General features: G+C 72.5%; 9 protein-coding genes. 6 read left to right on the plus strand and 3 right to left on the minus strand.

The genetic code is table 11. The features are described from left to right. Positions 1-36 precede the first annotated feature (36 nt). On the minus strand, positions 37-2,433 hold the full coding sequence (lon, locus tag ACIO9K_RS19195) for an endopeptidase La (protein ID WP_363581929.1): 2,397 nt from the start codon (positions 2,431-2,433) through the stop codon (positions 37-39). Positions 2,434-2,601: 168 nt separating this feature from the next. Then, complete coding sequence (locus ACIO9K_RS19200) at positions 2,602-3,399, minus strand: rhomboid-like protein (RefSeq protein WP_363619325.1); 798 nt, start codon at positions 3,397-3,399, stop codon at positions 2,602-2,604. A gap of 563 nt (positions 3,400-3,962) precedes the next feature. On the opposite strand from ACIO9K_RS19200, the gene ACIO9K_RS19205 reads away from it, so the two are divergent. The 6 genes from ACIO9K_RS19205 to ACIO9K_RS19230 all read left to right on the plus strand — a co-directional run bounded on the left by ACIO9K_RS19205 (position 3,963) and on the right by ACIO9K_RS19230 (position 12,433). Further along, positions 3,963-4,700, plus strand: coding sequence for a response regulator transcription factor (locus tag ACIO9K_RS19205; RefSeq protein ID WP_063351140.1), 738 nt, complete (start codon positions 3,963-3,965; stop codon positions 4,698-4,700). Positions 4,701-4,792: 92 nt separating this feature from the next. Next, positions 4,793-5,923, plus strand: coding sequence for a HAMP domain-containing sensor histidine kinase (locus ACIO9K_RS19210; RefSeq protein ID WP_363619326.1), 1,131 nt, complete (start codon positions 4,793-4,795; stop codon positions 5,921-5,923). 282 nt (positions 5,924-6,205) lie between these two features. Next, positions 6,206-9,976 (plus strand): multifunctional oxoglutarate decarboxylase/oxoglutarate dehydrogenase thiamine pyrophosphate-binding subunit/dihydrolipoyllysine-residue succinyltransferase subunit, encoded by a 3,771-nt coding sequence (locus ACIO9K_RS19215; RefSeq protein WP_363619327.1) that lies wholly within the window; start codon positions 6,206-6,208, stop codon positions 9,974-9,976. Positions 9,977-10,086: 110 nt separating this feature from the next. Next, entirely contained in the window at positions 10,087-10,266 is a 180-nt protein-coding gene (locus ACIO9K_RS19220; protein WP_063347844.1) for a DUF6104 family protein, read from the plus strand. Positions 10,267-10,491: 225 nt separating this feature from the next. Beyond that, positions 10,492-11,400, plus strand: a complete 909-nt coding sequence (locus ACIO9K_RS19225) for a DUF4097 family beta strand repeat-containing protein (protein ID WP_363619328.1) — start codon at positions 10,492-10,494, stop codon at positions 11,398-11,400. A gap of 1 nt (position 11,401) precedes the next feature. Further along, a complete protein-coding gene (locus tag ACIO9K_RS19230; protein WP_363619329.1) occupies positions 11,402-12,433 on the plus strand; it encodes a PadR family transcriptional regulator in 1,032 nt (343 codons plus the stop codon). 169 nt (positions 12,434-12,602) lie between these two features. On the opposite strand, the gene ACIO9K_RS19235 is transcribed toward ACIO9K_RS19230, so the two are convergent. After that, entirely contained in the window at positions 12,603-13,565 is a 963-nt protein-coding gene (locus ACIO9K_RS19235; protein WP_363588857.1) for a zinc-binding dehydrogenase, read from the minus strand. Positions 13,566-13,590 lie beyond the last annotated feature (25 nt).

Below are 13,590 nucleotides of genomic sequence, written 5' to 3' on the forward strand. Positions count from 1 at the left end.
TCCCGTCGGTCCGCCCGTCGACCCGGCGCGGCCCGGTCAGGCCGCCGCGGCCAGGACCTTGGCCGGTTCCAGGGCCAGCTCCAGCACCTCCCGCACGTCCGCCACCGGGTGGACGGTGAGCCGCTCCAGCACCTCGGCCGGGACGTCGTCCAGGTCGGCCTCGTTGCGCTTGGGGATGATCACCGTGGTGACGCCGGCCCGGTCGGCGGCGAGCAGCTTCTGCTTCACCCCGCCGATCGGCAGCACCCGCCCGGTCAGCGACACCTCGCCGGTCATCGCCAGGTCGGTGCGCACCTTGCGGCCGGACAGCAGCGAGGCGAGCGCCGTGGTCATGGTGATGCCGGCGCTCGGCCCGTCCTTGGGGACGGCCCCGGCGGGGACGTGCAGGTGCACGCCGCGGTCGCGCAGCGAGGTGACCGGCAGCTCCAGTTCGGCGCCGCGCGAGCGCAGGTAGGAGAGCGCGATGTGCGCGGACTCCTTCATCACGTCGCCCAGTTGCCCGGTGAGGGTGAGTCCGGTGCCGCCGGTCTCGGCGTCGGCGAGCGAGGCCTCGATGTAGAGGACGTCGCCGCCGGCGCCGGTCACGGCGAGGCCGGTGGCCACGCCGGGGACGGCGGTGCGCCGCTCGGCCGGCGCCTGGGCGGCCTCCGGCACGTGGTGGGGCCGGCCGATCAGGGCGCGCAGCTCGTCCGGGCCGATCGCGGCGGGCAGTTCGCGCTCGCCGAGTTCGGCCTGGGCGGCGATCCTGCGCAGCACCCGGGCGATCGAGCGTTCCAGGTTCCGCACGCCGGCCTCCCGGGTGTACTCCCCGGCCAGCCGGCGCAGCGCCGCCTCGTCGACGCTGACCTGGTCGCCGCCCAGTCCGGCCTTCTCGCGCTGGCGCGGGAGCAGGTGGTCGCGGGCGATGACGACCTTCTCGTCCTCGGTGTAGCCGTCGAGGCGGACGAGCTCCATCCGGTCGAGCAGCGGCTCGGGGATGGCCTCCAGCACGTTGGCGGTGGCGAGGAAGACGACGTCCGAGAGGTCGAGCTCGACCTCCAGGTAGTGGTCCCGGAAGGTGTGGTTCTGCGCCGGGTCCAGCACCTCCAGCAGGGCGGCGGCCGGGTCGCCCCGGTAGTCGGAGCCGACCTTGTCGATCTCGTCGAGCAGGACGACCGGGTTCATCGAGCCGGCCTCCTTGATCGCCCGCACGAGCCGGCCGGGCTGCGCGCCGACGTAGGTGCGCCGGTGGCCGCGGATCTCGGCCTCGTCCCGGACGCCGCCGAGCGCGACCCGGACGAAGGTGCGGCCCATGGCGCGGGCCACCGACTCGCCGAGCGAGGTCTTGCCGACGCCGGGCGGGCCGACCAGCGCCAGCACCGCTCCGCCGCGCCGGCCGCCGACCAGCCCGAGCCCCTGGTCGGCCCGGCGCTTGCGCACCGCGAGGTACTCGACGATGCGGTCCTTCACGTCGGCCAAACCGGCGTGGTCGGCGTCCAGCACCGCGCGGGCGCCGGCGATGTCGTACGCGTCCTCGGTGCGCTCGTTCCAGGGCAGCTCCAGGACGGTGTCCAGCCAGGTGCGGATCCAGGGGCCCTCGGGGGACTGCTCGGAGGCCCGCTCCAGCTTGTCGACCTCCTTGAGGGCCGCGTCGCGGACCTTCTCGGGCAGGTCGGCGGCCTCGACCCGGGCGCGGTAGTCGCCCTCCTCGTCGGCCGGGTCGCCGTTGAGCTCGGCCAGTTCCTTGCGGACGGCCTCCAGCTGGCGGCGGAGCAGGAACTCCTTCTGCTGCTTGGCCACGCCCTCCTCGACGTCCTTGCGGATGGTGTCGTTGACCTCCTCCTCGGCGAGGTGGTCGCGCAGCAGGGTCAGCGCGTACTCCAGGCGGGCGACCTGGTCGGCCTCCAGCAGCACCTTGAGCTTCTGCTCGGCGGTGGCGAAGGGCGCGTAGCCGATGTTGTCGGCGAGCTCGCCGACGCCCTCGATCTGGGCCACCCGGTCGACGATCTGCCAGGCGCCGCGCCTGCGCAGCCACTGGGTGGACAGCGCCTTGTACTCCTTGACCAGCTCGGCGGCCCGGCCGGCCACCGGGGTGTCCACCGAGGACTCCCGGAAGGGCGTGGTCTCCACCCAGAGGGCGGCGCCGGGGCCGGTGGTGCCGGCCCCGATGCGGACCCGGCGCACGGCGCGCACCAGCGCGGCCGGCTCCCCGTCGGCCAGCCGGCCGACCTGCTCGACGGTGGCCAGGGTGCCGACCGCCGCGTACGAGCCGTCCACCCGCGGGACCAGCAGGACCTGCGGCTTGCCGGTGCCGGTGGCCGCCGCGCGGGCGGCCTCGACCGCGGCGCGCACCTCGGTGTCCTTGAGGTCCAGCGGGACGACCATGCCCGGCAGGACGACCTCGTCGTCGAGCGGCAGCACGGGCAGGGTGAGCGGTGTGGACGTCGATGCCATGATCTCTCCCCAGTCAGTGAAGTTGAGTCGACCTGACTAAGGCCTGGCGCGCGCCGGATGTTCCCGAGGCGGTGTTCGCCGTGAGCGAACGGGAGCGGGTGTGGAGCGAGCGGGGGGAGGGTGCGGGAAGTGCCGTCAAAAGCGCCCGGGGGGCGACACCCGGAAGGGTCAGCGCACGTCCAGGACCGGAGCGCCGCCCGGCGCGGGCGAGGAGCCCGCGGCCGGCGCCTCGACCCGGCGCGTCCGCGGCTTCGGCCGCGGCCGGCGGGCCTGGGCCCGGCGCAGCCAGCGCCACAGCGCCACCCCGGTGAGCACCGCGGCCGGGTGCCCCACGGCGGTGACCAGGTCCCGCTCGGTGAGGATCTGCTCGGCGATCAGGAGCCCGGCGCCGCCGAGCGCGACCAGCCGCCCGCGCCACGGCAGCAGCCCGGCCACCGCACCCAGACAGGTGAGCACGCCGTAGCTGACGCCGATGTCCAGGTAGTCCAGCGCCCCGGCCTCCATCCGCCCGGCCTCCACCGCGGTGATCACCACGCCCTGGGACAGCAGCGTGGCCGTGACGTGCCCGATCGCGAAGACCGCCGCCGCCCGGGCGGGGCCGATCCGGCGCTCCAGCGGCGCGAGGGTGACGGCGAATCCCCACAGGTACGGCATCCACACCTCGCCGGCCACCCAGAAGCCGCTGAGCACCAGCGCGCGCAGGGGGTGCTGCAGGAGGTTGTGGCCGTCGGAACTGGAGGCCTCCTGCAGCCGCTGCACGAGTTCCGGATCGGCGAGTTTGGCAAAGGTCGTGGTGGCGCCCACCACGGCGAGATAGCCGAGGGTGAAGGGGTTTCGCCGGGGTGTCGGCACCCGCGCCAGCAGCCACTCGACGACGCCGGTGCGCAGACCGTGCCGGAGCATCCCGTACGGCGGGCCGACGGGCGGCGCCCCGACCCGTCCGGCACCTCGCCGCAGTCCAGCCATGCCGCCCTCCGCTCCACGCCGGCAGCCACCGGCCCCTCACCCAGGTGCCCAACGTACCGGCGCGCGCCGCGGATCCCGCCCTGCGGGGCGTTGTCGTGGCCACGTTACGTCGAGGTTCTGAGAGGCATCTGAGAAAAGCCGGTGAAGACCGTCAGGAAACCGGTCGACCGGATTCCTGATATTGGTCCAGACCTTCTTTCGGCGAGCGTGCCGACAGGGGCTCTGACCGGCGACTTGGCGTCAACTCGACTGCATACGTACCGTTACGCAGAGAAAAATCGCCGGGTAAGGTATCGGCCCGTGCCCACTCGTGCAGTGGGCTCCGAGGGCGGCCCGACAGCCGGCCCACGGGCCGGAAACGTCCGGTCCACCTGCCGGGAGGCATCCGCTGTCCGTACGCTGCGAAGTGCGCGGGAGAAGTGGGCGGGCGACAATCCGCCCGCCGACCCGCACGCACGACGGGACGGCGGACCCGGCACAGTCCACGACGGAACAAGACTACGAGCGGAGCCCGCCATCCCCACAGGTGGCCGGCCCGCAGCCCTGGGGGCGGTGGCGTGACCGTGACAGAACTTCAGCAGGACAACAACCACAGCGGCGGCACGGTGAGCAGCCAACGCAGAGTGCTGGTGGTGGAGGACGAACCGACGATCGCGGAGTCGATCGCGGCCCGGCTGGGCGCGGAGGGCTTCAAGGTCGCCGTGGCCCACGACGGGCCGGGCGCGGTCGACGGCTTCCACACCTGGCAGCCGGACCTGGTGGTCCTCGACATCATGCTGCCCGGCTTCGACGGCCTCGAGGTGTGCCGCCGGATCCAGGCGCAGCGCCCGGTGCCGGTGCTGATGCTGACCGCGCGCGACGACGAGACGGACCTGCTGGTCGGCCTCGGCGTGGGCGCCGACGACTACATGACCAAACCGTTCTCGATGCGCGAACTGGCCGCCCGGGTCAACGTGCTGCTGCGCCGCGTCGAGCGCGCCCAGCAGGCGGCCCGCACGCCCGCGCTCGGCTCGCTGCGCTTCGGCGAGCTGGAGATCGACCACGTGCAGCGCCGGGTCCGGCTCGCCTCGGGCGACGTCCACCTGACGCCCACCGAGTTCGACCTGCTCGCCTGCCTGGCCGCGCAGCCGCGCGCCGTGCTGACCCGCGAGCAGCTGCTGGCCGAGGTCTGGGACTGGACGGACGCGTCCGGCACCCGCACCGTGGACAGCCACGTCAAGGCGCTGCGCCGCAAGATCGGCGCGAGCTGGATCCGTACCGTCCACGGCGTCGGGTACGCGCTGGAGGCCCCGCTCTCCTAGCGGCGAGCCTCGGGCGACGGGCCTCCGGGGGGCCCGTGTCCCGAACTGCCGCGCACCACGCGGGGGACGTACGCGGGGATCACAGGGGACCAATGACCTTTCCACAGCAACGCAACGGGGACACCGGCGGCACGCGGTCGCAGACGCTGGCCGCCCGCGCCGCCCGCCGGGTCTGGGCCGACATCCGTCCGCTCGACCCGGTCCGCTCGATCAAGGGCAAGCTCGCCCTGCTGGTGATCGTCTCCGTCTTCCTGGCCACCGGCATGGTGGTCGTGGCGATCCGGTCCGAGACCCAGATCCGGATCATCATGGTCTTCTCCATGATCGCCTCGCTGCTCTTCATGCAGTTCCTCGCGCACGGGCTGACCGCCCCCCTGCGCGAGATGACGGCCGCCGCCCGCGCGATGGCCTCCGGCGACTACAGCCGCCGGGTCGAGGTGAACTCGCGCGACGAGATCGGCGAACTGGCGACCACCTTCAACCAGATGGCCGCCGATCTGGGGGCCGCCGACCGGCACCGCCGCGAGTTGGTCGCCAACGTCTCGCACGAGCTGCGCACGCCCATCGCCGCGCTGCGCGCCGTGCTGGAGAACGTGGTGGACGGCGTCGTCCAGCCCAATCCGGCGACCCTGGGGGCCGCCCTGGAGCAGACCGAGCGGCTCGGCCGCCTGGTCACCCACCTGCTGGACCTCTCCAAGATCGACGACGGCGTGGTCGACCTGGACGCCCGCCCCTTCGAGGTGCGCGAGTTCCTGGACGGCGTGCTGCGCGGGGTGACCGTGGACGGCGCGACGGCCGGCGGGGCGTTCTCCCGGCGCGGCGACGTCCGGCTGGCGCTGGAGGTCAGCCCGACCGGCCTGACCGGCGTGGCGGACCCGGAACGGCTCCACCAGGTGGTCGCCAACCTGGTCGACAACGCCTGCAAGCACTCCCCGCCCGGCGGCACCGTGACGGTGCGCGCGCGGCCCGACGGCGGGCCCGGCGGCCTGCTGCTGGAGGTCGAGGACGAGGGCCCGGGCATCCCGCCGGCCGACCGCGGCCGGGTGTTCGAGCGGTTCAGCCGCAGCGGCACCGCGACCGCCCAGGGGCCCGGCGCGGACGGCGGCACCGGCCTCGGCCTGGCCATCGCCCGCTGGGCGGTGGACCTGCACGGCGGTCGGATCGCGGTCGCCGAGTCGCCGCGCGGCTGCCGGATCGAGGTCCGGCTGCCGGGGCAACGCTGAGGGTCGGATGTGTCACAGAAGCGACACAGACGTACACGAAGATCATTGGATGATCCGCATGGGGCTTTGTTCGGTTTTGCCCGGATATGCCCCATGGGTGGAGGCGATCGCTTCCCCTCAGATACGGCTTTCTAACGCACATTTTCAGCCAAACTGCAGGTCAGGACTGTGATCTGGGCGACGCCTGGGGCCCGGGGACTGCGCGATCACTGGTCAGGGGCGTAGCCTTAATCCCCGCTGTCCAAACATCCCAAAAGGAAGCGGAAGAGGGCGGTTGCCGCCGTGTCGCCACAGTCCCCTGAAACCCCCAATAGCTCGGCTAGCTCCACTGGCTTCGGTCCCAATGAGTGGCTCGTCGATGAGATCTACCAGCAGTACCTCCAGGACCCGAACTCGGTCGACCGAGCCTGGTGGGACTTTTTCGCCGACTACAAGCCCGGTACCGAGGTGACCCCAGTGACCCAGGCCGCGACCCAGGCCGGCCCCACGCCGACCCCTGCCGCTGCCCCCGCGCCCGCTGCTGCTGCTCCGGCCGCGACCGCCCCCGCCGCACCGGCCGCCCCGGCCGCACCGGCGCCGGCCCCCGCGCCGCTCGCCGCAGCTCCCGTCGCGCCCCCGGCCCCGGCCCCCAAGGCCGCCGCCCCGGCCGCTCCGGCCGCTCCGGCCGCCGCCGCGGCGGACGCGCCCGCCGGCCCCGAGCTGATCCAGCTGCGCGGCCCGGCCAAGGCCGTCGCCACCAACATGGACGCCTCGCTGGAGGTGCCGACCGCGACCTCGGTCCGCGCGGTGCCCGCGAAGCTGTTGATCGACAACCGCATCGTCATCAACAACCACCTGCAGCGCGCCCGCGGCGGCAAGGTCTCCTTCACCCACCTGATCGGCTACGCCCTGGTCCAGGCCATCAAGGCCGCCCCGGGCATGAACTACAGCTACAAGGTGGAGAACGGCAAGGCCTTCCTGGTCAAGCCCGAGCACGTCAACCTCGGCCTGGCCATCGACCTGGTCAAGCCGAACGGCGACCGCCAGCTCGTCGTCGCGGCCATCAAGAAGGCCGAGACCCTCGACTTCTTCGGCTTCTGGCAGGCCTACGAGGACATCGTCCGCCGGGCCCGCGCCAACAAGCTGACCATGGACGACTTCACCGGCGTCACGGTCTCGCTGACCAACCCCGGCGGCATCGGCACCGTGCACTCCGTGCCGCGCCTGATGCAGAACCAGGGCACCATCGTCGGCGTCGGCGCCATGGAGTACCCGGCCGAGTTCCAGGGCTCCGCCCCGGAGACCCTGTCCCGCCTGGGCGTCTCCAAGATCATGACGCTGACCTCGACCTACGACCACCGCGTCATCCAGGGCGCGGCGTCCGGCGAGTTCCTGCGCGAGATCCACCGCCTCCTCCTCGGCGAGAAGGGCTTCTACGACGAGATCTTCGAGTCGCTGCGGATCCCGTACGAGCCGGTCCGCTGGGCCACCGACGTCGCCACCACCCACGACGACGAGGTCAACAAGACCGCCCGCGTCATGGAGCTGATCCACGCGTACCGCGTGCGCGGCCACCTGATGGCCGACACGGACCCGCTGGAGTACAAGCAGCGCAAGCACCCCGACCTGGACGTCACCACCCACGGCCTCACCCTGTGGGACCTGGAGCGCGAGTTCGCGGTCGGCGGTTTCGGCGGCCAGAAGATGATGAAGCTCCGCGACATCCTCGGCCTGCTGCGCAACACGTACTGCCGCACCGTCGGCGTCGAGTACATGCACATCCAGGACCCGAAGCAGCGCAAGTGGCTGCAGGAGCGCCTGGAGAAGCCCTACTCCAAGCCCGAGCGCGAGGAGCAGCTGCGCATCCTGCGCCGGCTGAACTCGGCCGAGGCCTTCGAGACCTTCCTGCAGACCAAGTACGTCGGGCAGAAGCGCTTCTCGCTGGAGGGCGGCGAGTCGCTCATCCCGCTGCTGGACGCCACCATCGACGCCGCCGCCGAGCACCGCCTCGACGAGGCCGTCATCGGCATGGCCCACCGCGGCCGCCTGAACGTGCTGGCCAACATCGTCGGCAAGCCGTACGGCAAGATCTTCGGCGAGTTCGAGGGCAACCTCGACCCGAAGTCGATGCACGGCTCCGGCGACGTGAAGTACCACCTCGGCTCCGAGGGCACCTTCACCGGCCTGGACGGCGAGACCATCAAGGTCTCGCTCGCCGCGAACCCCTCCCACCTGGAGACGGTCGACCCGGTCGTCGAGGGCATCGCCCGCGCCAAGCAGGACATCCTGGACCAGGGCGGCACCACCTTCCCGGTGCTGCCGATCCAGATCCACGGCGACGCGGCCTTCGCCGGCCAGGGCGTCGTCGCGGAGACCCTGAACATGTCGCAGCTGCGCGGCTACCGCACCGGCGGCACGATCCACCTGGTGGTCAACAACCAGGTCGGCTTCACCGCCGCCCCGGCGTCCTCGCGCTCCTCGATGTACTGCACCGACGTGGCCCGGATGATCGAGGCCCCGATCTTCCACGTGAACGGCGACGACCCGGAGGCCGTGGTCCGCGTCGCGCGGCTCGCCTTCGAGTTCCGCCAGACGTTCCACAAGGACGTCGTGATCGACCTCATCTGCTACCGCCGCCGCGGTCACAACGAGGCCGACAACCCGTCGTTCACCCAGCCGCTGATGTACGACCTGATCGACAAGAAGCGCTCGGTGCGCAAGCTGTACACCGAGGGCCTGATCGGTCGCGGCGACATCACCATGGAAGAGGCGGAGCAGGCGCTCCAGGACTTCCAGGGCCAGCTGGAGAAGGTCTTCGCCGAGGTCCGCGACGCCGCCCAGACCCCGGCCCCGGCCACCGCCGGCAAGCCGGTCGCCGACTTCCCGGTCAACATCCAGACCGGCATCTCCCAGGAGATGGTCAAGCGGATCGCCGCCTCGCAGGTCAACCTGCCGGACTGGCTGACCGTCCACCCGCGCCTGCTGCCGCAGCTCCAGCGCCGCGCCGCCTCCGTCGAGGACAACACCATCGACTGGGCGACGGGCGAGACCCTCGCCATCGGCTCGCTGCTCATGGAGGGCCACCCGGTCCGCCTGGCCGGCCAGGACAGCCGCCGCGGCACCTTCGGCCAGCGGCACGCCGTCCTGATCGACCGCAACACCGGCGAGGACTACACCCCGCTGCAGTACCTCACCGAGGACCAGGCCCGCTACACCGTCTACGACAGCCTGCTGTCGGAGTACGCGGCGATGGGCTTCGAGTACGGCTACTCGCTGACCCGCCCGAACTCGCTGGTCATGTGGGAGGCGCAGTTCGGCGACTTCGTCAACGGCGCGCAGACCGTGGTGGACGAGTACATCGCCTCCGCCGAGCAGAAGTGGGGCCAGCACTCGGGCGTCACCCTGCTGCTGCCGCACGGCTACGAGGGCCAGGGCCCGGACCACTCGTCCGCCCGCCCGGAGCGCTTCCTGCAGCTGTGCGCGCAGAACAACATGACGGTCGCCATGCCGACCCTGCCGTCGAACTACTTCCACCTGCTGCGCTGGCAGGCGCACAACCCGCACCACAAGCCGCTGGTCGTCTTCACCCCGAAGTCGATGCTGCGTCTCAAGGCCGCGGCGAGTGCGACCGAGGAGTTCCTGTCCGGCTCCTTCCGCCCGGTCATCGGCGACAACACCGTCGACCCGGCGCAGGTGCGCAAGGTCGTCATCACCGCCGGCAAGTTCTACTACGACCTGGCGGCGGCCCGCACCGAGCGCGGCGTCACCGACACCGCGATCGTCCGGGTCGAGCGGCTCTACCCGCTGCCGGTGGCCGAGCTCCAGGAGGAGCTCGCCCGCTACGGCGACGACGTCCAGTTCGTCTGGGCGCAGGAGGAGCCGGACAACCAGGGCGCCTGGCCGTTCATCGCGATGAACCTGGTCGACCACCTCCAGGTCGTCGTCGGCCGCAGCGCCAACGGCTCGCGGCTGCGCCGCGTCGCCCGCACGACGGCCTCGTCCCCGGCGGTCGGCTCGGCCAAGCGGCACGCCGCCGAGCAGCAGGCGCTGATCGAAGAGGTCTACTCGCTCTGAGGCGCTGGAGCACCGACGCCCGCGGCCCCCGTCCTCCCCTGGGAGACGGGGGCCGCGGGCGTCCCCGACTATCCTGACCAGGTCAATCCCCATCGGACCGGAGTGAACCCGTGTACTTCACCGACCGCGGCATCGAGGAGCTGCAGAACCGGCGCGGCGACGAGGAGGTCACCTTCGAGTGGCTGGCCGAGCGACTGCGCGAGTTCGTCGACCTCAACCCGGACTTCGAGATCCCCGTCGAGCGGCTGGCCACCTGGCTGGCCCGGCTCGACGACGAGGACGACGAGTGACCGGTGCGGTGCCGTCGCACTGAACCGCTGATGAGGGGCCCGGGAGGCGATCGCCTGCCGGGCCCCTCACGTACCCGCGCCCGCCCGTAGGGGGCGCCTCGGGGGCGGCTCCGGGACGGCTCAGGGGCGGGATCCGGGACGGCGCGCTTGACTTGCGCGTCACGCGATATATCGTCTTTGGAAGAGAACGCGATACATCGCGATCGGCAACGGGAGGCGGCAGAGATGAGCCAGTGGACGGTCGAGGGACCCGAGAGGATCACCATCGACGAGGCGGTCCGGGCGCTGCACGTGCGGATCATCGAGGGCACGGTGAACGTGGTGGCGGCCGAGGGCCCGGCCCGCCTGGAGGTCACCGAGCTCCAGGGCGAGCCGCTGCACGTGACCCTGGTGGACGGCGTCCTGACGGTCACCTACAAGGACATCAACAGCTGGGGCGAGTTCGGCGACCGGCTCAGGTCGGTCGACGCGGTCAAGGGCTTCTTCAGCTCCTTCAAGCGCAAGCGCGTCGCCGGCGTCACCCTGACCGTCCCGGCCGACGCCGAGGTCAAGGTCGGCACCGTCTCGGCCGACGCCACCGTCTCCGGGATCACCGGGCACGTCTCGGTGCAGAGCGCCAGCGGCGACGCCACCCTGGTCGGCCTGACCGGCCGCACCGAGGCCAACACCGTCACCGGCGACGTCGACGCCCAGTCGGTGGCCGGCCAGCTCAAGGTCAACACCGTCTCCGGCCAGCTCACCGTCGTCGCCGGCACCGCCGACCGGGTCCAGGCCAACGCCGTCACCGGCGCCGTCACCCTGGACCTCGACGTCGCCAACCCGGCCGACGTCAAGGTCACCACCGTCAGCGGCCCGGTCGTCATCCGGATCCCCTCGCTGGCCGACGCCAAGGTCGAGGCCGGCTCCACCAGCGGCGACATCTCCAGCACCTTCGACGGCCTCAAGCTCAGCGGCAGCTGGGGCGCCAAGCGCCTGTCCGGCCAGCTCGGCGACGGCCGGGGCAGCCTCGCCGTGACGACCGTCTCCGGCGGCGTCACCGTGCTGCGCCGCCCCGACCCCGAGGACGAGGCGCCGGTGGTCGTCAAGGAGCTCCCGGCCGGACTCGGCAAGCCCGACCTCACCAAGGAGGCGTGAGATGACGCCCGTGTTCGGCCACGGCCGGCTCCGGCTCTACCTGCTGAAGCTGCTCGACGAGGCCCCGCGGCACGGCTACGAGGTGATCCGCCTGCTGGAGGAGCGCTTCCAGGGCCTGTACGCGCCCTCCGCCGGGACGGTCTACCCCCGGCTCGCCAAGCTGGAGCAGGAGGGCCTGGTCACCCACAGCACCGAGGGCGGCCGCAAGGTCTACCGGCTGACCGACGCCGGGCGCGCCGAACTGGAAGCCCGACAGGGCGAGTTGGACGACCTGGAAGTGGAGATCCACGACTCCGTGGCGCAGTTGGCCGGGGCGATCCGCGAGGACGTCCGGGACAGCGCCAAGGACCTGCGCGAGGAACTGTGGCAGGCCGCCCGGCAGGCCCCCCGGCCGGACCGCGCCGAGGGCGGGGACCCGTGGTCCGGACCGTGGGGCGACAACGAGTCCTGGCAGCGCGCCAAGGAGGAGTTCGCCCAGTTCAAGCGGCAGGCCAAGGACCAGGCCAAGCGCGCCCGGGAGCAGGAGAAGGCCGCCAAGGCCAAGGCGAAGGCCGCCGAGGAGGAGGCCCGCAGGCTGCGCGAGCAGGCCAAGGCCTCGCGGACGGCCGCTCAGCAGGAGGCGCTGCGGATCAAGCGCCGGGTCGAGCAGCAGGTGCGGGAGCACGCCGCGAAGGGCGACTGGCCGACCGGCCTGGCCGAGGGCCTGGCCGAGCTGACCAAGGGCCTGTCCGGGCTGGCCGACGCGGCCCGCTGGGGCCAGTCGGCCGACGGGCCGGCCGAGGAGGTCACCGTCACCCGGATCGACCTGGACAAGGACGAGCCGACCACGCCGACCGCCCCGGCCGACCTGCCGCCGTGGGCGCGGACCGACCCGGCCGGCGACCCGGCCCGCGAACTGGAGCGGCTGCTCGACCGCTTCCGCGACCAGGTCCGCGACGCGGCCCGGGACGGCGGCGTGAGCAGCGACAAGCTGGCCGAGGCCCGCTCGGTGCTGGGCTCGGCCGGCGAGCGGCTGAAGCGCCTGCTCGGCTGACCGGCAGGCCGCCGGACCACCACCGGCCCGGCACGCTCCGCGGAGCGTGCCGGGCCGGTCCGCGTCAGGGCCGCACCGGCGTCAGGGCCGGACGGCGCCAGGGCCGGACGGCGCCAGGGCCGCAAGACGTCACGGCGTCACGGCGTCACGGCGTCACGGCGTCACGGCGTCACGGCGTCAGCACGATCTTGCCGAAGACGTCGCCCTTGGCGAGCCGCGCGAAGCCGTCCCGGGCCTCTGCCAGCGGCAGCACCGAGTCGATCACCGGCCGGACGCCGCTGGTCGCGCACAGCGAGAGCAGCCCGGCCAGTTCCTCCTTGGTGCCCATCGTCGAGCCGACCACCTTGAGCTCCAGGAAGAAGATCCGGTTCAGCTCGGTGGCGCTCGGGTTGGGGCCGGAGGTGGCACCGGAGATGACGACGGTGCCACCCGGGCGCAGCGCCTTCACCGAGTGCGCCCAGGTCGCGGCGCCGACCGTCTCCATCACCGCGTCCACCCGGGCGGGCAGCCGGGCGCCGCTCTCGAAGGCGGCGTCGGCGCCGAGTTCGACCGCCCGACGGCGCTTGGCCTCGTCCCGGCCGGTGACCCAGACCCGCAGCCCGGCGGCCTTGCCGAGGACGATCAGCGCGGTCGCCACGCCGCCGCCCGCGCCCTGCACCAGGACGGTGTCACCGGGTTTGACCCCGGCGTTGGTGAACAGCATCCGGTAGGCCGTCAGCCAGGCCGTGGGCAGGCAGGCGGCCTCTTCGAAGCTGAGTTCGGCGGGCTTGGGCAGCAGGTTCCAGGTGGGCACGGCCACCTGCTGGGCGAAGGTGCCCTGGTAGCGCTCGGTCAGGATGGACCGGGGTTCGTCCGGGCCCACCCCGTGGCCGCTCTGGCCGATCACCGAGTGGAGGACGACCTCGTTGCCGTGCTCGTCGACACCGGCGGCGTCGCAGCCGAGGATCATCGGCAGCCGTCCGGCGGGCAGGCCGACCCCGCGCAGCGACCACAGGTCGTGGTGGTTGAGGCTGGCGGCCCTGACCGTGACCACGCTCCATCCGGGGCGGGCCTGCGGCTCGGGGAGTTCACCCAACTCCAGTCCGCTGAGCGGGTCATCGGCGTCGATACGTGCGGCGTAGGCAGCAAACATGCTGCGGACGATAGCCGCGCCGGCC

This window comes from Kitasatospora sp. NPDC087271 (assembly GCF_044744605.1).
Classification (GTDB): Bacteria; Actinomycetota; Actinomycetes; order Streptomycetales; family Streptomycetaceae; genus Kitasatospora.